A 21788-nucleotide genomic window follows, 5' to 3' on the forward strand; every position below is an offset into this window, starting at 1 on the left:
AAATTTTTCACTATTAAATAGTCATTTTTCATTCAAAGCGTCTTTTTGCGCATCATCAGCCGGCAGAAACAGGATTCCCAGAAGATAAAGCCCAACCAAATAATTACTGTACTGATAGCGGATGGCCGGAGCATAACTGACCAGGAACAAAATGGCGGATTGAATAATAAGCGGCAGGACGACCAGGGCCACCCGAAAATCCTTCCTGCGGATAATTTCCACCATGATAAAGAACATTGCCAGATAAAGGTACAAAGCCGGCCGCAGATAGACTACCAGAAAATCATCCCGAAAGCCAAAGATACGCAGCGCGTCCACATAAGGCGTCACCAACGTGGGGAACCTGGAGTCTTCCTTCAAGCCCGCGTCGTTGGGCACGATCCAGCTGACCTCTCCCGGAACCCAGGAATTGAAACCATGTGTGGATTTCATGTAACATTGGTTATCGTTGAAACGCCAGGTCAGCTCACCCGAACAGACGGTGTGCTGTACATCCACCAGTGGGTCGCGCAAGAATAAATCCAGCGCCAGCTTGCGGTTTTCCGAACTGCTGGCCAAAAAGCGATCGCGTTCAAAATCATTATCGTAGGAAATTGTACCAACGTAGCAGCAATAATATTTCCAATCCGGGATGGACAGGAAGCTATTCAGATATTCTTCCTCATCTGCCTTGAGCGCTGTATCTGCGTCCAGGTGCGCGGCGATGTGATGCAGCAGAATCAGGTTGGATTGGCCGCTCTTGCTGCGATCTACATTCAACCAGGAATATACCGGCCCTTTCATTAATAAGAAAAACGCCAAACACAGTAGCAAGCTTCTCGATAACTGTTTGCGATATTTACTATAGAAAATCGGCAGCAAAACCAGGAGAGAGAAAGCCACCGGGATGCCATTTTGGCGCAGGATGGCAATGAAAAAACCCGAAACGCCCAGCCACACCCAGCCCCAGCCTTCAACCCATTTGCCCTGGCTGAGATAGACCTTCACCGCGATGACCGTCAACCACATGACAGCCAAAGCGTAAGGGATATCCCGCCAAAGGGTGGTGGCATACAGGTTATTGATGGGAGAAAGTGCGAACAGGAGACTGATGCCCCACAGGATAATCCTTGAAACGCCTTCCTCCTGCAAAGCTTTTAATCCCCAGGCCACCAGGAATGAGAATGACAAAATTTGCAGAATCGTAATGAGAGCCGGGGAATACCAGATTTTCATCAGCCCGGCCAATACCAGCGCGTAAAAAGCCGACTGCCAATCGGAATACTCACCTACCAGGTTCTGGTTCCAAAGCGTGATGGAATCGCCGCTCATGATGCCGGGCCAGAATACCAGCAGCGTGAAACCCCACAACAGCACCATCGGCAGCATATACCACAACCATGCGCCCCGTGCGTACGCCTTGCCCTGACGCTTTGCCGGCTGCCAGGTGCCCAGCAGGATAAGCAGGGCAAATAACACAAATCCGGCGCTGATGCTGAAAGCCAGGATAAATGGCATCTTGTAGATCAGGGGAATGTCCAGGTGGCTGTCAATCAGAATATTCGGTTCCTTGGGCTGGTTGAGGTTATATTCTTTTCCCTCCCCATTCCAGGATATGAAAACCGGCTGGTCGTAATGCGTCATGCGGAAGGCAATCTGCGGTGTCGAACCAACTTTTCCGGTCCAGGTGAATCGCACTTCCTGGTTGGGCGGAAAAACGATATTCTTTTCGACCCGCTCCCATTGGCCTTCAAAGTGCATATTTTGGTAGTAAACGTAACCCTGCCCGGTCTCCACCCACAACAAACGCACGCTCTCTTCCCCATCCGGAATGGTTCCAATGGGAATGCGGACTTCCATAGTTGTATCCGGCAGCAGGTAATATACCGGTTGGATTTGAATGTTTGCCAACAATACCAAGCTGAGAATAACCGAGAAAACCACCACCGTGATCCGTATTGCGCGCGGAAGGTTATGGTATCTGTGGGACAGCCAACGCTGTCGCAGCCAGGCTGCCAGGATAGTGGCCGCAAGCGCGATTAGTAATGCGTAAATCGCATAACGTTTGCTGAAAAAATGACGCTGCAAACTGCCCAGGTAAATGGCAGCTGAAATACTAAGGCCAATTACGGCGCTGCCCAAAGTGGATTTAATATCAGGGAATATCCGCCTGAGGAATTTAACAATAGGATTCATGAGCTTTATTTTAACGCAAGGCGGAATTCAGTGGTTCTACTCAGTCTCTTCTTCGGGTGCGATCATGGGTATGCCAAATAATAGAGTACTGCCGGCTCCCAGGATAATCTCCCCTATCACCCAAATCAAACGGTGAATTGTGGCGTAAGTAGCTACTTCGCTGCTGGAGAAGTAAGCAGTCAGGATTACCGTTAGCAAATATTCCCGAATGCCAATTCCACCCGGTGCAAAAAAGGCTACATAGCCCGCTACCCAACTGATACTGAATGCCCCCGTAATTGCCATTTCAAATCCGGAATGCAGCGGGAAGACCAGCCAAAAACTGATTCCAAAAGACACCCAAATCACCAGCATTTCTACAACCAAGAATAGAAAATCTTTGATTGTGTATCTTTTTGTTTTGAAAATGAAATAATCAACCAGTATTAATGCAATTACCCACAAAATTGGCAGTCCAATCATAATCACCCGGTTGGTCATGCTGTTGCAAAAAACGTTGTTGAAATCGCATAGTACATCCTGGCTGGAAATCAGCAGGCAGGTAGCGCCGATTACCAGCGCAGAAGAAAGCAGCCACATGTTTTCAAAGATGATCGCACCGGTGGATTTTTTTGTGGTTATTTTGCGTGCTTTATAAATACCGAATTTTCCCGCAACATGCCAGATGCCGCCGGGCAGATACTTGCCCAGTTGGGTAACTGAAGTAATGGTCAAAGCATCTTTATAATCCAGATCGACATCAATCTTTTTTAACGATAATCGTGTTAAATCCGACAGAGCAAATTTTCCCAGGAAAAGGAATACAAAGCTCAATGCGATCCGCCAGGCTGAAATGGTCTCAAGGTAAACCGAAATCTTTTGATAGTTTTTATAAAAATAATAACCCGCCCCTAAAATGACCGCAACGAACCAAACCCACTTGAGAACATTCAGTATTTTATTTCGCATTAAGACAGCTCTTCTTTAAGAAAGGAAAATTGGATTGCCGATTTTTGTTTAACTTTATCCAGGTTCTTTTCAATCTTTTGGTGAATTTCGTTCTTATTATCCAGCGCAGCTTGGACAACAGCCGGTAAATCCGCGGTTGCGTCTCCGAAATCCAGGGAGTAGCGCTCCAGATCAAAATAAGCCATGGTTTCTTTATACTTATGGCCCCAACCGATCACGACCGTAGGTACAGCCAGACATAATCCAGAAATCATGGCATGATAGCGTGAAGTGACCAATACGTCGGCGTTTGAGATGATCGCCCGGATGGAAGCTGTATTGATGTCATAATCCACCCAGTCAATCGAAGAATTCGCCTGCGCGTCCAGTGCGCCATTTTCAGCGCGGGTGCGCATCTCCACCAGAGTCAGCAAATCATTGTTATGTTTCTTATCCGATCCTTCCCGTGAAGCGTTGGGGATGAACACAAACTGATATCGATCAGCGCCCAATCGATTGATAAGCTCATAAAATTTCGCGGCGTAATCCAAGCCTTTCTTCACCGACTGTGTATTTACCAAAATGCTGGGGGAAAACACCACTACCGGTTTGCGGGTCTCTTTGATCTTTTTCAACAATGCGGCAACCCGCTCTTCATTTTCTTCGGAGAGGCTAAATTCCGGCTGATAAAGGAAAGCGACATCCGCAACCAGATCGGTTTTTTTTGCCGGATAATCCAGGTCTTTCAAAAATTCGGCGGTTTTTTCTCCCCGCGCGAAAATATGTCGGCACTTCTTCATAAACAGTTTGGCGCTCAGGCGATTGAAAAACTGGTGGAAAGGCCCAACAGCCTGCGCCAGTTTAACCACCGGAACACCCAGAATCATGGCCGGCCAGATGGTCAGGATATTAAAGGGCAGATACTTGCCTCGCCCATCCGAGAAAGTGATACCGCCGATATCTAACAGCATGTCCGATTCATCTAAAGCCTTGGCGATCTTAAAGAAATCAGTGCCGGGCACCTTGCCGCCAAACACCTTAATCAGGGCAGCCAATAGCGCGCCCAGGAAATGGCGTGTGGCCAACGCAATGGGTTTTCCGCTAAGGATGACGATACCTTTATCCCGGCAGAGTGCCCGATCTTTTTTCGGATAATAGCTGAATACATAGAACTTCGCTTCCGGAAAATCCCTGCGGATGACTCCAATGGTGGTAGTCAGCATGGATTCGGCGCCGCGGTTCCCGCAAATGGTACCGCCCGTAATCGAAATGACCGGGTTCTTTGCCATATTAGATACTCTCCAATCCTTTCATTACATACAACTTCAATTTTAAGATAAATCGAGGAATATGTGCTACTTCTTTCATGCCTTCTGGTCCGCGTGAACGCTTCTCATTTTTTAATGCCATATAAGCAGTCAAAAATTCGAACCAGCGGACGCGGGTCTGCATCGGATCTTTGACTGCAATACCCAACTTTTTCCCGGCTCTCGCCCGCGCACTAACATTATAATGGAATGGCAGGCTGCGGGCCTGGCCTTCGCAAATCTCCTCTATCGGTTCAGGCTGCCCCTTTATGGCTCCTGCTTGTAAGGCTGCCTCAAAGATGGCTGCGCCCGATTCGCTTCGTACAATAATCGCGTTATGTTTGATCGGGTTTTCTTTCATGCGCAGCGACCAGATATCCCCAATGGAAATATCCGCCTGGTATGCCGTGTGATCGTGGCAGTGATGGCATTTCTGCTGGCAGAAATAAAACAGGTTTTGGTAATCGGAAAAATAAGAAAACGGTTTGTGAATCACATCTCCATTATCGAAGCACGCTTCCAGTTCGCCGCGCCAATGGCCCTGCCGGTAGCGATAATCCGTTAGGACTGCACCCGCCGGTTTGATCTTGTCCACCACCATCTCGGTCAATTCAGGGCGTGAATTATGCCCGCAAAACAACCCAATGGTCAGGATTAACTTCTCGCGGATGCTCTCATCATGTTCCGCCAGGCGCCGCAGGTTGGTCAAATCGCAGGGTAATGCAACGACAGCCAGGCGGCCTTTGAAAGCGCGAATAAGCGGAAGCGCATCGCGGTTGAAATCCACCGCAATATACTTGCTGCCCTGTGCCGTCAGTAATGTCTGACGATCGGCTGCGATGGTAAATTGGGGAACAACATGCCCGTCAATGACTGCCGTACTGCATACCAGGGCTCCATCGATGCGTTTACTGCGCAGGGCAAAGTCCAGCAGTGCCGTGATTACCCCGCCGGAAGCCGCGTGTTCACGAATCAATTCATCCCCGGCATAAGCGAAATAGGATTGTCGGAATGTGCCGATATATTGCTGCACTACTTCAGGCCTCCATTGTTTATGGAGGATATTTGTTGCCGCACTGGATGTTTTCATAAACAGAAATCTTTACTTCTGGTTCAGCTTTTCGATTTTTTCATCCAACCGTTGGACTTTATACTCAACGTTTTCAAGCAGTTTGCGATTTACGGAAATCAAATCGGCCAGTAAGCCGAAAACGAACAAGAGGACCCCCAGGATCATTAAAATAGCAACCAGAATTAACGATTGGACATGTCCGGAGCCTGTCCCCGTAAAAATAGCAAAGTAGAGATAGCGCAACCCCAGGATAACGCCCAAACCGATGGAAATCATCCCCGGAAGGCGGAAAAAGGACAGCGGCTGGTAGGTCATAAAAATGCGCATGATGGTGTTGGTGGAACGCGCCAGATAGGCCGGAATGCTGTGCACCAGGCGCGATTTGCGCAGAAAATCATTAGTGCGGATGGGTACCGACACAATCGCCATGCCGCGCTGGCCGGCCTGGATAATAGTCTCCAGGGTATAGGTGTAATCGGAAAAAACGTGCATGCGCATGGCCGCTTCACGGCTGATAGCGCGAAAACCGCTGGGGGCGTCCTCAATTTCGGTTTGGCTGACTTTTCGCACCAGCCAGGAACCCCAGCGTTGGAATATCTTTTTTAACGGTGAGAAATGTTTAATTTCGGCGATGGGGCGCGCGCCCACCACAATCTCCGCTTTGCCGTCCAAAATCGGTTGGATTAGCTTCTGAATATCACCGGCATAATATTGGTTATCCGCGTCCGTATTGACGATGATATCCGCTCCCAGTTCCACACAGGCTTGAATGCCGGCCATAAAGCCTTTGGCCAGGCCCTGATGGCGGATCAGGCGCACCACGTGGTCAACTCCCAATTCTTTGGCAACTTCCACGGTGCGGTCGCTGCTGCCGTCGTCGATAATCAGCCACTCTACTTTGGAAATACCGGGAATTTCACGCGGAAGTTCCTTGAGTGAAACCGGCAATGCATTTTCTTCATTAAAACAGGGAATTTGAATAATTAATTTGGTCATGGGTTCTTTTCTGATTGAAGATATCCTTCCTCGCAGGATAATATCTGTCTGTATGTTAAATCAGCTAAGATTTTATCACAAAGAGCCCTTTCATTTTTTTCCGCCCCGCAACATACCCGCAATTTCGATTATAGTTAATCCACTTATGGCAGAAAAACAATTCGCTCAACTAATAGTCGTCGGAGGCGGGCCCGCCGGGTTAATGGCCGCCGGTCAGGCAGCCGGCCTCGGAGTCGATACGGTTTTATTGGAGAAAATGGAACAGCCCGGCCAGAAATTGCGCATTACCGGAAAAGGCCGCTGCAACCTGACCAACGTTTGTTCGCAGGAGGAGTTCATCCAGCACTTCGACCGGCAAGGCCTTTTCCTGCGCCAGGCTTTTGCGCGCTATTTCAGCCAGGATTTGCTGGATTTTATGGATTCTCTGCAGGTCAAAACCCAAACTGAACGCGGCGGGCGTGTTTTTCCGGTCGGCGAAGACGCCAGCGACATCACCCAAAAACTTACACATTGGGCTGCTTCTCAGGGCGTTCGCATCCAATGCCGCACGGCTGTACAGAACTTATTGGTGAAAGACCGGGTATTTCAAGGTGTTACTGCCTCTGATGGAACCGTAATCTCCGCGCAGGCAGTCATCCTGGCTGCCGGCGGCGCTTCCTTCAGCCACACCGGTTCCAGCGGTGACGGTTTCCGTATGGCCGCCGAAATCGGCCATACCGTCGTGCCCATTCGCCCTGCCCTTGTGCCGCTGAAATCATCCGGTGACGTTTGCCAGCGTCTGCAGGGGTTGACCTTGCACAACGTAGAGGTTCGCGTACTGCTGGACGGTAAAGTCAAGTTCAAAGACTTCGGTGAAATGCTCTTCACCCACTTCGGTGTTTCCGGCCCGGTCATCCTCAGTATGAGCGGCAAGATCGTGGATGCGCTGCGTGAGAAAAAGAAAGTGGAAATATCGATTGACCTGAAACCCGCCTTGGATGAAGCCAAACTGGACGCGCGCCTGCTGCGCGATATGGATACGCACGGTAAACAGTACTTCCGCACCTTATTGGATGGATTATTACCCCAAAAGATGGTGCCGGTCATGGCCGATTATTGCGGCATCGCGCCGGATAAACCTTGCCACCAAATTAACGCGCAAGAGCGGGCGCTTTTGCTGCATCAGCTCAAAGACTTTCGCATTGAGATCAAAGGTCATCTGCCGCTGGATGCCGCCATGGTCACTGCCGGTGGTGTTTCGCTCAAAGAAGTGGATCCACGTACAATGCAATCGCGCCTGGTTGAGGGCGTCTATTTTGCCGGCGAAGTTTTAGATCTGGCCGCCGATACCGGCGGGTATAACCTGCAGGCGGCTTTTTCCACCGGCTGGCTGGCGGGTAACGCCGCGGCTCAATGGCTGATGGCTTTATCGACTCCTTGATGGAGCGTTAATTCCAGCATAGCCGCCATCTCCTCCGGCGTATATTCATTTGGAGTCTCCAACCACCAGACCAGGAGCCGGAATAACGCGCCGGTCAGGATTTGGGCAAACACCTCCGGCGGCAGTTTGCCGCAATCATAGATTCCATAGCGTTGATTATCCTGAATGAAATCAGCGGCCAGATAGTCCTGAACTCGCTTGGTGAGTAAAGAAGACCCCTGCCCTCCCAACATAATCAGGTATAAATCCCGATTCTCTTGAGCGTGACGGAAGATGTTGATATAACTAAAATACTCCGGGCGTTCAGGCATTTTCCCGGCCGCGTCATTAATAGCGTTCTCAGTGGCCCGGCTGAATCCCTCCTCGATAATATTCCATACAATATCTTCTTTGCTGCGAAAATAGATATAGAACGTTCCGCGGCCGAGGTCTGCCCGATCTGTTATCTCCTGGATAGAGATCGCATCGTACCCTTTTTCCAACAGCAAAGCTAAAGCGGCCTGTTTCAATTGCGCGATGGTCCGCATCCGCCGCCGTTGATGCCTGTTTTTTTCATTTTCATCCATAATTGTTCACCTGTTCAAAAATGACGCTGTCTGGAAATTCGCATTGAAATTCTCTTGACTGGCGCTCCTTCTTATTTTACCCTATTTATGACAGTGTGTTCAATTATTACATCATGTGCTGTAAAAGGAGAAAATATGAGCAAAAAATATTTAGGCGCTGCCCGCTCTCCCGATGGGTTGGGCATTTTTAAAGATCACGAGACGGACTGGGTTTTGAAAAGAACCTGGGAACAAATGAGTGAAAAAGCAGCTGAAACCGGAGAACTGCTCTTCGCTGCCCATCAGATTGAAGAGACGGATGGAGAAAGCTGGATTAGCGTTTGGGCGAACCTGGGTGACCGTATTCTTTCCCATGCGCAGGAAGCGCTGGACGCCGGGCATTCTGTCAGCGCACGTGAGGCTTTTCTGCGCGCCAGCAACTATTACCGCACCGCGGAATACGGCTGCCCGCCTCAGCATCCCCGCTTCCATGAATTATGGTCAAAGAGCGTCGCGGCTTTCCAGGCAGCCTGTCCGCTCTTTGACCCGCCTATCCAAATTCTGAACATTCCCTTCGATAAATGGAATCTGCCGGGCTATTTCTGGCAGCCGAAAAACGATGGCCGCAAGCGGCCAACCTTCATCAGCCTGGGTGGAAATGATTCATCGGGGGAGGAGATTTTCATCACCACCGGGTTCGGGGCAGTCCGGCGAGGGTATAACTATTTCACTTTTGAATACCCCGGCCATAGAGGCGCCGTACATTTGGATAATAACTGCGTCAAACGCTACGACTACGAAGTGCCGGTAAAAGCTTCTCTGGATTTCCTGGAAACCCTGCCGGGGGTGGATGATCGAATCGCGTTGGGCGGCTTCAGTTACGGCGGCTATGTCGCTTCGCGAGTGGCCTGCTTCGAGAAGCGCATCAAAGCCGTTCTGCCGGACACGCCCATCGTAGATATGCCCACCCTGGTACTGAGTGGATTCCTGGGGCCTTTGATTAAAGGGTTGAGTCCGGACATTCTTGATCGGGTAGTTGCCCGCCGGCTGCGCAAATCACCGCTCACCAAAGCCCTGTTGGATTATTCCGCCTGGACGTGGGGAGCCAAGAGCCTGTCGGAAGAATTTGCACTGGATTCATTCCGTAATCATGTAATCCGGGATGAAATAAAAGCCATTGACTGCCCTGCGCTTGCGTTGGTTGGCAAAGATGAAGGAGAAGAGATGGTTAAACAGGCGCATTTCTTCTACGATAATATTTCATCAACAAATAAACATATACACACATTTACCCGGGAGCGGGATGGTTCAAATGACCACTGTCAGATGGACAATTTCTCCCGCGCCCACCAAGTTGCTTTTGATTGGTTGGATGATATCTTTCCCCGATAAATCGGTTTAACCACAACACCTCTCATTCAATCAATGAGAGGTGTTATGTTTCTATAGGAAAATAAGGTTAAAAAATCTGCTCGCCGCAATGGGGGCAAACAATATGGAGGTTTACGTTGCCGGTGGTCGTCAGGGTCGTAGACATATTTAATGTAACTGTGGTTGAGCCGCCAGAGGGGGTATCACCGCCGGAACTGTCATCGTCATCATCCTGAGTTGTCTCCGGGTCAATTTTGAAAGTGGAAACAAATTGACTGTGGGTTCCATTGAAACGGACGCTGCTGCTTTTATATTCCCACAACAACCAGGTATTGGTCCACCACATGGAGGGTAATTCAGGTTCATTCAAATTGTAAAAATCGACGATAAACATATCGATATGTGAAGGAACGTTATCCAGTAAACCAGACGGATCCGCGTGTTGATCCCACATTTTCCCGTCGTCCATTGCCGGACTGATTACATGCACCAAAGGGGTGTGCCCGCGATCACGCCAGGTATCACCGAATTCCATAACTTCTTCCAAAGGCTTATTGCCAATGATGATGTGTAGATTATTTTTAACCCATGTTAATCCGCCAGGGACATCGTAATAACTTGACATGTCTCAACTCCTTTTGCTGTGATTTGACCTCAGCAGCGCTAAATGATTTCTTCTGTTATTAATGCAATAATCATGCCAGAGGCATGATTATTAACGTAAAGAAATTACATTAAAGCTCTTGAGTTAATTTACCAAGTCGAAATATTGCAGGTCGGTTTGAAAATCGGAATAAGATTCGGGGTTATAGCTGCCCTCCTGCCAGATTAGCTTGTCTCCATGCAATTCGACAATCGGGCGGATTGCTACCAGGCCAAGTTCGCTGCGGAAGATGGACTTTGTTCGCCTAAACACCTCCTGACCCTCACCGCGATAGGCTTCAATCAACCATCGGCCTGCTTCTTCGCGCGAAAGGTAAACATCATCCGCATCCTCCCCAAAGGCCATACCGCCAACATAGACCGACTTGGTATAAAAGGCATCGCCGGCAAGTGCCACCGGTACGCTGACCAGCTTGTCAGTGTAATACCCCACCCGATATTCGGCATCGGACGCATCGCTGAAAAAAGCATAAGCTACCACTGTGCGCGCGCTTTCCGTTAAAGCTACGTCTAACAGGCGGCAGCTCTTCCCATTTTCATTGGCAATAATGACAGGGAACAAATCCTTGTTAATTTCGGTGGTACCCAGAACCGTACCATCGCTTCTCTTCAACTCACCGGTTTCAGTGTCAAAAAATCCCAGCCGAATATTGGTGTCTCCTGCATTGGGATTGGAATACATCACCAACCGGAATAAATTGCTGTCCGTTGTATCCATCACTTTCAGGTAATACTGCATTCCCCCTGAAACGATTTCCACAGGCTCGCTCCAGTCCTGCCCATCCGTACTCACGGAATAAGACCAGGATGATTCCTCCTGGCGGCCGGTGCGAAAGAAAAGCCACAATTTTCCGGATTTTTGCAGCAGTTGGGCATAAGTTGTGGTCTTGCCTGCTTCAATTACGATAGGCTCTTCAAACTCTTCGATGTTCTCCGGTTTGGTAGAGATGCGCACGTACATTTTGGAAGTTTTGATATGCCCGCCTGAATACGCGGCGATGATGCGGCCGTCCGGCAGTACATCCACCGCGACCCCATTGTGATCGTCGGCAGAACTATTCTTATATAAACGCGTTTTTACAATTTGGCCGCTTTCGTTGTCAATGCTGGCCACCCCCGAAAAACCTTCACTATCGGTATAGCCGATATAGGTTTTGTTCCTCAAATGATCATAGTGGCTGGCGATTGGATAGGTCCACCAGGAATAGATACAGTCTTCCAGGTTGTAAGCATGCTGCTCCAACACCAGCTTATCCGCAGCATAACTGTAGGCTGCGTATTCGCTATAGGCTTGCCATTCTTCTTTCATATAGGCCCGCACCCGCCACCGGTGTGCGGACAGGTTCATCGTGGCAGTCGGAGAAAACCGGCACACACCCGCCTCACAGGCTTTATCGGAATCCAGGGCTTTATTGAAGATGCGCGTCTCTTCATCCCAAACTTCAATTTGATATTGAGTCGCACCCGGCAGCTCTTCCCATCGATAAACAGGGGTGCTGTCATAAATTTCTCCGGATGGAGAGAGCAAAACGGGAATAGAACCGGTATCCGGGCTGTTCGTTTCACATGCGGTAAAAAAAAGAATTCCAACTAGACAAAGAATTGCTAAGTAGTGTTTCAATTTAATTTTCTCCGATCAACAAACCAGCTTTTCTTCCGGACAAGATTAACAATAATAAAAAATTATAGCATTTCCCAAGGTTGTGCCTCTCCCTGATCGCTGATTTCCATTAAAACCTTGCCTTTTTTTATGAAGTGCGTAAAAATAAAGAGTGATTGATTTTAATAATTTAACCCAATTGATTGGCTGCGAAGAACAGACAATTTAGATTCTCAATAAAAAATTACATAAAAATTACAAGTCAGCGCCAAAGGACAATTTAGAATTGTAGCCGTTTGTTTACTGGTTATAATTATTAGTAACTAGAGGGAGTGTTTATTTTGAAGTGGTGGAGGATTTTTCTGGGTCTCTTTTCTTTGGAGACCTTATCGTTATTAGTTAATCTTATTGTTACTGGCTCAGCACCCAGTGAACAAGTCCTGTTTAACCTTTCCCTGAATCGGCTGATTCTCGCTACGATATTAATTATCCTTATCGCATTCTCCATCTATGCAATTTGGCGATCTCTCAATAATCCTGCGTTTGTTAACCTGATTTATTCAAAACCACGCTTTATTTTAATTTTTGTCTTCCTCAGTTTTCTGGCGACTGGGGTGGTCCTCTTCCTGATAAGTCTCAATCCAAAAATACTGGGAGATTTTTATCAGGCTTACTTGAACTTAAAACCTTTCCTGATTTGGGGATTTGTTGTTACGCTGCAATCCTGGCTCTTCTCGATGGTTTGGTTCTGTCATCACTTCCTGGGACATTCGGTTTATGAAGATCAGGAAAAATTCAGTGATGAGTTGGTGCTTTGTCTGGGATTGTTCTTCTTATTGGTGTTGGTCAAGCAGCTTCTTGTTATTCCCACAGCTTATGGCCCGGTAATTCGCGGCGATGAAATGCGCTATTTTGAAATGGCAAATTACCTTTTCCATGGAAATTTTTTCATCGAAAACATCAATCATTCGCCATTTCTATATCCGTTAATGCTCTCGCCGGCTTTTGCCTTCGGTGAGCATGCCTACGATGTTATCAAGCTCCTGAATGTATTGTATTCTTCCAGTATCGTCTTTCCGCTATTCCTGATAGCAAGAAAATATTTTTCAAAGAAGGAATCGCTGCTGATTACTGGGGTGGCTTGTTTCCTGCCATATCATTTGTTATTTCCGCGCATCCTTATGAGCGAGAACCTGTATTTCCCAATCCTGCTTTGGATCATCCTCTCTCTGGTCCATCAGCCGCGTTTAAAAGGGCTGGCATGGATTTGGAACTTCCTGACCGGCATCGGTATAGGGCTGCTTTACATGACCCGCTATATCACTCTGGCCATCATTCCGCTGATATTCATTGCCTGGTGGTTAATCTATCCGGATAACGATCGGGGTATATTCCACCCCAGTGTGAGGAAATTAGGAATGGCGTTATTGGTGGGCGCCGGCACTCTATGCGGGTATAGCCCCTGGCTATTCTCAGGATTGGCCGCGAACGTTCCGATAAAACTTCTGTTGGGCTTTGGTATCACTTCCAACACAACGGCCAACCAATTAACCCTGGCGAATTTCCTGATTTGGCTCGTGATTTATTTATGCTATTTCATTTTGATGGCCGCTCCGGTCATGCCGTTCTTTTTCGCATTTCCAATCTCGCAATTTAAAAAATGGAAAAAAGAAACCCGGGACTGGTATATCCTGTTAGCAGCTCTAATGGTGGGATTCCTGGCAGCTTGCGTCAGGCATTCCTGGCGCGCGATTTACAACGGCGATATTCCCACGCGCATCATGGGCCGATACATCCTGTATTTCACCCCGCTTTTTATCATTGCCGTTATTTTGGCATTCAAGGAAGGGAAACCCTACCACAGGACTACGGTCAACAAACATTTGCTGGTTACGATTATTCTTCCCCTCCTGATCGAGATCTTTGCGCATTATTTACTCTTGGGGAACCTTTTTCATTTGCACGACGGCGACTTGATAAACATTCTGGGTTCGGTAGATGCGGCTTACATTCAATATCTGGGCAGCTTCTTCTTTATTCTGCTTCTCTTTATATATGGAATTTTCTGTTATTTGACCTGGGAGGAAAAATTAGACAATCTGGTTGTCATTAATCTCGTGGCGATAATGCTATTTTTCGTGGCCGGTTTACCGGCGTACTACCGGGACCTGCTTTCTTACCAGGAGTACCAATATATCGGTGCCAAGATCATCGAATTACACCAATCCCCCGAAGGTGGTATTGGTGACCGGGTTAAAATCACAACCCCGCCGGATGCCGAGGAACGAGATCGCGCCCTATTGTCAAATACTTTCCATTTCAGTAATCAGGAAAATTTCTACGTGGATAGTATCAAGAACTTCAATTTAGATAAAATGCCGCAGGAAGACTCAGACTTCCAGGATATCTACATCGTTAAGGTTGCCAAAGAGGATTTGTCAAAATTCAGCACTGGCTATTCATTTAACTTCGGAGATTCCTATTATGTTCTTCTTTATTAATCAGTGAATCTGGCCTAGATGATCCGGAAACACAGCTTGCCATAGATGGTTTCCACATAATCCAGGAAAGTGTACAGGATAAAGACCAGGCCGGTCATCTCCATGTACTCTTCAATTGTGACGAAAATGTTGTAGGTAAGGTTTTTGGTACCGTAGAGGCCCGCGTATATTGCGCCAACCATCTCCATACCCATCAAACCGCTGAAATAGATAGTAAAGGCGATAACCAGCAACTTCTTCGTTCTACTGGGCAGGGAAAGATAAAATTTCCAATAAATACCTCCAGCGGCTGCCACCAGGATTAGTCCCGGTATGACCCAGGCATACTGCGTGAACCCGGGCAGGCCTGTATTACCGAAAAGCATTTTCATGGGAACAACTACCAATTCGTGAATCGATGCGCCTTCATCCATACATAAAAACATAAAGATGAAGCACAGAAATACCCAGTGCCATTTATATTGATCTTGGTTTATATATTTCATTCGAAAGATCAGAAGCAGCATCATACTGATGGCGCAAAATAGCAGTGTTGAGTAGATGGTTGGCAGCGATAGTTCGTGGTCAACATCCAGCAGTGGAATGAACCATTTTGCTTTTGCCGAGTTTGCCAGATATACCAAACTCTGTATCAAAAGGCTTATCAACGATAAGACAAAAGCGGTAATCTCCAAAACCAAACAAATCTTGCGGGGTTGAAGATGGATTTCAAAAGATGTAAAAGAAGTTAACTTTTTAGATGATGTAGATTCGGAAAGATGCATTATTCGATGAGTACGGAATCTTGGAAGACAGGCCGATACTTAACAGCCTTACCTTCCTTTTTTCTTATTTTCCTTTTGGTATTGATTTAGTTAGTTGTATTCGTGGTATCTATAGATCGAGCGAGATATCCGGAATATCCAGCGCGAGGTATTTCAACGCCGTCAAGATGGCAGCCGCCAGCCCCGACATTTCCAGGGTCTTTCCAAGCGTCAGCAGAATACTATAAGTGAGAGAATCGGCTCCATAGATTCCGGAAAAATCCTTTGCGAAACGTTCCAGCACCAGGAAACCCAGGTAATAGACAGCCATGGAAATTAACGCGAGTTTGCGCGTCTCTTTAGGCAAAGTTTTTATAAAGCGAATATAAAAAAGCACCAGAATGATCGCAATCAGCACCAGGCTGAAAATCCAGCGATTGGAGGGGAAGAAGGGCATAAAGCCGCGCGCCCATCCGCGGATTTCTTTGAAAACGTAGGTATGCACAGCCGTGCCTTTATCGAAGGCTAGATAGAGAAACAGACCGGCCAGCCCGCTCCACTGCCAGCGAAATTGATCTTTTGATTTCTGTTTTGCTATCGCAATTACCGCCAACAACAGAAAAACAATGAAATATTCCAGTACGGTGAAAATAGTAGGAATCGACAGAGTCTTGCCCATATTCACCAGCGGGATCAGGCCGAAAGCCTCATCATAGACTGTCAGGTATTTTGTCGATTGCCCCACCAGACTGAGTATTGCCAGGCCCAGTATTGATAATTCGAAATCCGTCCAAATCTTTTTGGAAGAAAAAGTAAGGGTAGCCTGCGCAGATGCTCTGGTATTTTGTTGAAGTTTGTTAGCCGTCATGAATTCTTTGTCCTCTCTCTTCGCCGAGCCATTATAAATTCATGGTCGTAATCCAGTTGTAAAATCTTTGTATCAATTCCGCAACAACATTCTTTTGGTTCAGCTAATTCCCGCCAGCCGATAATATTTTTTACAACGATATCTTCTAATGCTATTTTAGCGCTAATCATGTTTTCCACCAATATATATTTAATATACGGTTTACCTGGATAAAGGTTTTTCCATGAATCCTTTTTATAGATATTTCTGAAATATCCATCCGGTCGTTTTACACGGTTATGCAATATGTTATACAATATTGTAAATATTATGTGATTAACTTGAAAAATATAAAGATTTCGCAATTTGATCGCCCCCTGCCTATAATAATTAACGCGGGTTGGATCAACGCGCTTGGACTGATACGCAGCCTGGCAATTGAACACATCCCCAGTATTTCCATTTCAAGAGAAAAATTCGGATTAGGACTGTATTCCAATCAAACCATTGGCCTGCATTGTCCGGATTACCGCAAGTCGCCTGAGGATCTCGCAGCCGCCCTGCTCGAATTGAGCTGCCGGCTCAAACAGCCGGGCATCCTGATGCCCACCGACGATCTCACCCTGGAAGCGCTTATCCAAATCGACGAGCAAATCAGCCCCTATTTTATTAAGAGCTATCCTTCCGCCAACCTGCTGGATTTCATTCTGGATAAATATAACCAGTATCTGAGCGCCAAATCGGCCGGTGTGCCTGTACCTTTTACAATAGCGCCCGAAAAGATCAGTGACCTGGATAATTGGCCGGAGCAGTTTTTCCCATGCGTGGTCAAAGGGCGCCGAGGCAAGCAATTCAACATGACTACGGGTTTTCAGGCCTTCCTGATAAAAAGCCGCCGGGAATTGGAGGATTTTTACACCGCCACGGCTCAGGCGGGCGTGATTATCCAGGAATATATCCCCAATGGCGACGACCATTTGTTTGGCTATTCCTCTTACATATCCTCAAGCGGAGAGTTATTGGGAGAATTCATCTCTCAGAAAACGCAGCAGATTCCGCGGGGGTTGGGTGTTATGTGCAGGGGTGTGGGGAACTCCGGTGCAGCGGTTGGCGCGCAAAGCCTCGCCTGGCTGCAAAGCCTCGGTTACACCGGCTTCAGCTACATCGAATATAAACTGGACCCGCGTGACGGGCAGTATAAATTGATCGAGTTGAACGCACGCTCCTGGCTGAACCAGTTCATGGCCACCCTGAGCAGTGTCAATTTTCCCGCCATCATTTACCATTCCTGCGCCGGGGAAAAGCTGCCCCCCATGAAAAAGCAGGTCGATGGCGTGGAGTGGGTCTCCTGGATGGAGGATGTTTTGTATGTCCTGGGAGATATCATCCGCGGCAGGTTCAACTTTAGGGAATGGAAAGCCTCCCTGCCCCACGGCAGAGACGTACTCTTTGGCTGGAAAGATCCTCTGCCGGCTTTCATCATCCCGCTGTATCTATTCGAGACTTATTTCAATAATCGGGTGAAATTCAAGAAACTACTCAGCCACAATAAGCAAAATTTGAGTCAGCATGACTCTTCCGGCTAACTTGCGTAGATTTTTTTGGCAACGGGAAATTCTTATATATTGGGGGATTAATAAAAATAACCCAGTAGGGCGGGTGGGACTCGAACCCACAAGGTATCACTACCGGAGGATTTTAAGTCCTCTGCGTCTGCCTAATTCCGCCACCGCCCCGGGTTGAGAGTTATTTTATCTTAAATTGCGCAGCTTACAAGGATTTCTTTTTATTTTCGTGAAATAACTTTTCCAAAGGCGATGGAAGCGCTGGCTTTGAGGTGATCCCAGGGGGAAAGCAGCCGCCCGCTAATCTGTCCAGCCTCCAGCGCTGCGCGCAGCTCATCCGGATTATCGAAAGCTGGCAGCTCTACCATTGCCAGCCCCAGCTCAACCAGCGAATGCGCGTCCGAACCGGCCTGCATACGCATGCCTTTCTCCTGCGCGAATGCCAGCGCCCGGTCATTCAGCCCGCCGCGCAGGCAGCGCGCGTTGAAGACCTCCAGCGCATCCACGTGAGGCAGAATCTCCAGCAGCACGTCCATCTTCCAGCCATGCCGGCGGATATCGAAGGGGTGCGGTACCGCGATGAAGGCGCCCTGTTTCTTCAGGCGCTCGATGGTCTCCATGGGCGACAGGCGCGCGGGAATTTCCTCGCTCAGGTAGTAAGCCAGCAGTTCCCCGCCGGTGGTCAGGATCTCCTCCCCCACCACAATCAGCTCGGGGTCGATTTCCTTGGCCTTCAGGGCACAGCCGATTTTGTTGTGATCGGTAATCGCCAGGCGCGACAGCCCGCGCTCATGAGCGGTATGAATCAGGGGGCGCAGTTGATTGCTGCTGTCCGGCGAACAAACCGTATGGCAGTGAAACTCAGCCTTGATGGTGCGGCTGTTATCTTTCATTTCAAACACACTTTCTTTATTTCCGCGGCGTTGGGGTATAGAAGAATTCTTCGCGGCTTTCGGGGCGGATGATGCGCGTCCAGTAATTGCCCGCGATATTGGCGGTGACGGTTTTCTCGCCGTTCTCCAGCGTTCCCTCGTAATAATCTTCGCCGTTGTGAGCGCGGTAGCCTGAAAGCACAAAGGGCAGCCCGCCATCGGCCAGCACCCATTCGCCGTTGTACTTGCGCGCGATGTGCACGTGAATGCCGGAAGAACTGCCGCCTTCACAGGAAGGGTGTCCCACGCGGTCATCCTGATTCAGGAAATCGCCCACGTTCACGCGGTCGCTGTTGGCCACGTGCATGTAAACCAGCACCCAGCCGGTCTGCTCGTAGCCGTCGCCATCCAGGTCGATCACCACCACGCCGTTATAAGCGCGCACCACCCGCCCGGCTGCTGCCGCGGTGGTGTAATGGGTGGAGTTGCCGCAGCCGGAAGAAGCCAGAGGCGGGGCGAAGTCCAACGCGGCCAGCGCGCCGTCATCCTCCCAGCCCGAACCCCAGGCCGCGTGCGGCCCGCCGGTCAGGTTCCACACTTCGTTGGGCGGGAAAGGCAGGTTCATTTCGGGCTGTTGCACATCTTCCGTGAAAATAGGATCGACGCCGGCGCCCAACTCAAAGGCATCGCCAAAATAGCGGGTGTGAATGACCGGCAAGCTGTTTTCGCCATACAGGGCTTCTTCCCAGCTGGCGCGGTCGTGAGTCTGCGCCAAAAGGTACATAACTGCCACCGTTCCGGCATTCAAATATGGGGAGAGGCGCAGGCTGGAACCGTCCGCGAAAGTGAGCTCCGTCAGTTTGCCTTCGCGCCAGCCGTAATAACCCTTCATCAACTGGTTTATGGCCCAGCCGGTCTGGAAATAAACGCTTCCGCGATCTTTACGCACCCAGCCCATGCTGTAATTGATTTGATCCAGTTCGGGTTTGGGGTTGCTCAGCCAGCCGCTTTCGTGCTCCATGATGGTCAGCAGAATACGCGGATTGATGGAATATTCCAATCCCATCTCGTAAATGATCGCTGCCGCGGAGGTTTGCCCGCGCGTCATCAATTCCGTATAGGTGCTGATGTACCCCGGCTGCTCATCCGCAAAGGCTTGCGCGTCAAAGAGCGCCGCGGTGGGAGAAAAGACAACGGCCGAATCGGGGAACAGCAAGTTCGGTCTGGTGGTTACGCCCAGCACCTTCTTCACCAGGAAAAGCGATCCGGGCGCAATCATCAGTGTGGGATCGTGTTCGGATTCATCGATGATCTCATCCGCATTCACGCCGAAGTGCACAGCGATGGTTTCCAGCGTATCGCCGGATTGGGATTCGTAAGCCACATACCCATCCGGCAGCGGGGTCGGGGTGGTTGTGGGTATGGCAGTGGCAGTAGGCTGCGGGCTGGCGGTAACGGCAGGTTCGGCGCTGTTAACAGTGCAAGCGCCCAGAATGGGCGCGGCAAGCAATAAGACAGCCAAAGCTGCGGTCAATTTTCTATGGGTAGACTCTATTTTCATCCGTTGGAAAACCTGAAGCCTCAATTACGAGGCCGTCCTTTGTAAGACTGCCGTCATATTCTACTCCAAAGCCGGCCGATTCCCAACCGCTCAGGATAAAGGGGATATCCTGGTCAGCCGGGATCCACTCGCCGTTGTAGCGGCGGGCAATATGCAAGTGTGTGCCGGTGGCCGGTCCGCCTTCGCAGGAAGGATGCCCGATTGCGTCGCCCGCGCTCAGCCAGGTGCCCAAGGCCACCCGCTCGCTTTCCGCCACGTGCATGTACAGAATCGTCCAACCGCTGCCCTCAAAGCCGTCGCCGTCCAGATCCTGCACGACCAATCCATCCGAAATACGCACCACCTGCCCATCTGCCAATGCCCGCACCCAATCCGGGCTGTCGTAGCAGCCCCAATCATCCTCGCTGGGCGCTACCGGCGCAAAATCCAGCGCCGCCCAGGCAGCCCCGTCCCCCCAGGCGGAATGCGGCCCGGCGGTGAAGTACCAGCCCTCACCGTCCGCATACGGCAGGCGCAGATCGGGCTGCTGCAAAGCGGCGGGGATCAGCGGCTCAACGGCTTTGGATTGGGGGTTGTCAAACCAGCTAAAGTAATCCGTGTACACGCCCAATGGGCCGACCGCAAGCAGCCAGTCGTTGTAGCCCAGCAGCAACGTATAAAAATATTGGAGTGCCGCGCTGCCGGCATTCAGCGAATCAGGGATTTCCACCACTACCCCATCGGTCAGGGTAAGTTGGGAAAGCGCGTTCACCCGGCGGGTGTAGTAGCCGCGGTTGAGCGTATTGGCCGCCCAGGAAAGCTGGCGGAAGAGGCCCTGGTAGGCAGGGTCTGTGAGAAATGGATTCTCCAGATTGAGGGTTTCTCCGGAGCAGTTGCGCACCAAGGCCAGCAGCAAACGCGGGTTGACGGAGTAGTCGCGGCTGACCTTCTCGACAATTTCGGTGCCGGTCATTTCGCGCTCATCCACCGTTTCGCGGTAGTCCATCAGCTCAGGGATGCGCGCCTCGGCGAATTTGATTAACGCGAAACTATCCAGCGCAGGGCCGTAAACCAGCTCGGAATCGGGAATAATGACAAAATCGGACCCGGATTGCAGGCCGCCGGGCTGCGCTTCCACCGGCGTCTCGCGCACCAGTCCTTCGAAAGGTGAAGGGCCTTTGTTCGGCCGGACGCAGCCGGCCATCCAGGCAGATAAAAACAGGATGACCAGCGCGGACCGAAGCAGCTTTTTCATTGGATGTGGCGGAAAATAGGTAATTTGGTGCCCGCGATTAGATGCAGGTGAATGTGATAAACCGTTTGGCCGCCATCCTTGCCGACGTTGAAGACCAGGCGGTAACCTTTCTCGTCCACGCCGACTTCTTTGGCCAGGTCGCGGGCCTTGAGGATTAGCTTGCCCAACAGTTCCGCGTCCTCATCGTCCGCTTCGTTGATGGACGCGATGTGCTTATTGGGCACAATCAAGATGTGCACCGGCGCGGCCGGGCGTGTGTCCCAGAAAGCCGCCAGGTCGTCGTCGCGGTACAAGAAATCGGCCTGCGCCTCGCCTTTGAGGATGCGGCAGAAGATGCAATCGTCGTGGGTCATAAGCACACCTCGTCGAGGCTGCGGTTTTGGTTGGGA

General features: G+C 49.6%; 19 protein-coding genes and 1 tRNA gene. 4 read left to right on the forward strand and 16 right to left on the reverse strand.

What is annotated here, in order from left to right; translation table 11 throughout:
* Positions 1–21: 21 nt before the first annotated feature.
* From Pelsub_RS11610 to Pelsub_RS11630, 5 genes are all read right to left on the reverse strand, one after another.
* Positions 22–2175 (reverse strand): hypothetical protein, encoded by a 2154-nt coding sequence (locus Pelsub_RS11610; RefSeq protein ID WP_126440522.1) that lies wholly within the window; start codon positions 2173–2175, stop codon positions 22–24.
* A 36-nt stretch (positions 2176–2211) separates the two neighbouring features.
* On the reverse strand, positions 2212–3123 hold the full coding sequence (locus Pelsub_RS11615; protein ID WP_116223574.1) for a hypothetical protein: 912 nt from the start codon (positions 3121–3123) through the stop codon (positions 2212–2214).
* A complete protein-coding gene (locus tag Pelsub_RS11620) occupies positions 3123–4391 on the reverse strand; it encodes a polysaccharide pyruvyl transferase family protein (protein WP_116223573.1) in 1269 nt (422 codons plus the stop codon). Before Pelsub_RS11620 ends, Pelsub_RS11615 begins: the two co-directional genes overlap by 1 nt.
* A gap of 1 nt (position 4392) precedes the next feature.
* Positions 4393–5442 carry a Coenzyme F420 hydrogenase/dehydrogenase, beta subunit C-terminal domain gene (locus Pelsub_RS11625; RefSeq protein WP_158675086.1) on the reverse strand — a complete coding sequence of 350 codons (1050 nt, stop codon included), beginning with the start codon at positions 5440–5442 and terminating at the stop codon, positions 4393–4395.
* A gap of 69 nt (positions 5443–5511) precedes the next feature.
* Positions 5512–6477, reverse strand: a complete 966-nt coding sequence (locus Pelsub_RS11630; RefSeq protein ID WP_116223571.1) for a glycosyltransferase family 2 protein — start codon at positions 6475–6477, stop codon at positions 5512–5514.
* 145 nt (positions 6478–6622) lie between these two features.
* On the opposite strand from Pelsub_RS11630, the gene Pelsub_RS11635 reads away from it, so the two are divergent.
* Positions 6623–7897, forward strand: coding sequence for a BaiN/RdsA family NAD(P)/FAD-dependent oxidoreductase (locus tag Pelsub_RS11635; protein WP_116223570.1), 1275 nt, complete (start codon positions 6623–6625; stop codon positions 7895–7897).
* Here the strand turns inward: Pelsub_RS11635 and Pelsub_RS11640 are convergent.
* Positions 7867–8463, reverse strand: coding sequence for a TetR/AcrR family transcriptional regulator (locus Pelsub_RS11640; protein WP_116223569.1), 597 nt, complete (start codon positions 8461–8463; stop codon positions 7867–7869). The two genes, Pelsub_RS11635 and Pelsub_RS11640, sit on opposite strands and share 31 nt — an antisense overlap.
* 135 nt (positions 8464–8598) lie before the next feature.
* On the opposite strand from Pelsub_RS11640, the gene Pelsub_RS11645 reads away from it, so the two are divergent.
* Complete coding sequence (locus Pelsub_RS11645; RefSeq protein WP_158675087.1) at positions 8599–9834, forward strand: alpha/beta hydrolase family protein; 1236 nt, start codon at positions 8599–8601, stop codon at positions 9832–9834.
* 67 nt (positions 9835–9901) lie between these two features.
* Here the strand turns inward: Pelsub_RS11645 and Pelsub_RS11650 are convergent, their stop codons facing one another.
* Together Pelsub_RS11650 and Pelsub_RS11655 are read right to left on the reverse strand one after the other, a co-directional pair.
* Complete coding sequence (locus Pelsub_RS11650) at positions 9902–10438, reverse strand: hypothetical protein (protein WP_116223567.1); 537 nt, start codon at positions 10436–10438, stop codon at positions 9902–9904.
* A gap of 123 nt (positions 10439–10561) precedes the next feature.
* Positions 10562–12097, reverse strand: coding sequence for a BNR-4 repeat-containing protein (locus Pelsub_RS11655; RefSeq protein ID WP_126440526.1), 1536 nt, complete (start codon positions 12095–12097; stop codon positions 10562–10564).
* 653 nt (positions 12098–12750) lie between these two features.
* On the opposite strand from Pelsub_RS11655, the gene Pelsub_RS11660 reads away from it, so the two are divergent.
* Positions 12751–14577, forward strand: a complete 1827-nt coding sequence (locus Pelsub_RS11660; protein WP_126440528.1) for an ArnT family glycosyltransferase — start codon at positions 12751–12753, stop codon at positions 14575–14577.
* Positions 14578–14591: 14 nt separating this feature from the next.
* On the opposite strand, the gene Pelsub_RS11665 is transcribed toward Pelsub_RS11660, so the two are convergent.
* The 3 genes from Pelsub_RS11665 to Pelsub_RS15685 form a co-directional block, all read right to left on the reverse strand.
* On the reverse strand, positions 14592–15212 hold the full coding sequence (locus Pelsub_RS11665; RefSeq protein WP_116223564.1) for a hypothetical protein: 621 nt from the start codon (positions 15210–15212) through the stop codon (positions 14592–14594).
* A 238-nt stretch (positions 15213–15450) separates the two neighbouring features.
* Positions 15451–16188, reverse strand: coding sequence for a hypothetical protein (locus Pelsub_RS11670; protein ID WP_116223563.1), 738 nt, complete (start codon positions 16186–16188; stop codon positions 15451–15453).
* Positions 16185–16358 carry a hypothetical protein gene (locus tag Pelsub_RS15685; RefSeq protein ID WP_158675088.1) on the reverse strand — a complete coding sequence of 58 codons (174 nt, stop codon included), beginning with the start codon at positions 16356–16358 and terminating at the stop codon, positions 16185–16187. The genes Pelsub_RS11670 and Pelsub_RS15685 overlap by 4 nt, the downstream gene beginning before the upstream one ends.
* A gap of 150 nt (positions 16359–16508) precedes the next feature.
* On the opposite strand from Pelsub_RS15685, the gene Pelsub_RS11675 reads away from it, so the two are divergent.
* Positions 16509–17753 carry a carboxylate--amine ligase gene (locus Pelsub_RS11675; protein ID WP_116223562.1) on the forward strand — a complete coding sequence of 415 codons (1245 nt, stop codon included), beginning with the start codon at positions 16509–16511 and terminating at the stop codon, positions 17751–17753.
* Between the two features lie 65 nt (positions 17754–17818).
* On the opposite strand, the gene Pelsub_RS11680 is transcribed toward Pelsub_RS11675, so the two are convergent.
* From Pelsub_RS11680 to Pelsub_RS11695, 5 genes are all read right to left on the reverse strand, one after another.
* Positions 17819–17903: transfer RNA gene (locus tag Pelsub_RS11680), tRNA-Leu, on the reverse strand.
* A gap of 50 nt (positions 17904–17953) precedes the next feature.
* Positions 17954–18625, reverse strand: a complete 672-nt coding sequence (locus Pelsub_RS11685; protein ID WP_158675089.1) for a PHP domain-containing protein — start codon at positions 18623–18625, stop codon at positions 17954–17956.
* A gap of 16 nt (positions 18626–18641) precedes the next feature.
* Positions 18642–20165: a M23 family metallopeptidase gene (locus tag Pelsub_RS15690; RefSeq protein WP_158675090.1), complete on the reverse strand. Its 1524-nt coding sequence runs from the start codon at positions 20163–20165 to the stop codon at positions 18642–18644.
* The gene (locus tag Pelsub_RS11690; RefSeq protein WP_116223560.1) at positions 20143–21399 is read right to left on the reverse strand and encodes a M23 family metallopeptidase; all 1257 of its coding nucleotides are present in this window, start codon (positions 21397–21399) and stop codon (positions 20143–20145) included. Before Pelsub_RS11690 ends, Pelsub_RS15690 begins: the two co-directional genes overlap by 23 nt.
* A complete protein-coding gene (locus tag Pelsub_RS11695; RefSeq protein WP_116223559.1) occupies positions 21396–21752 on the reverse strand; it encodes a histidine triad nucleotide-binding protein in 357 nt (118 codons plus the stop codon). The genes Pelsub_RS11690 and Pelsub_RS11695 overlap by 4 nt, the downstream gene beginning before the upstream one ends.
* Positions 21753–21788: the final 36 nt, after the last annotated feature.

This window comes from Pelolinea submarina, from assembly GCF_003966975.1.
GTDB classification, from domain to species: Bacteria; Chloroflexota; Anaerolineae; order Anaerolineales; family Anaerolineaceae; genus Pelolinea; species Pelolinea submarina.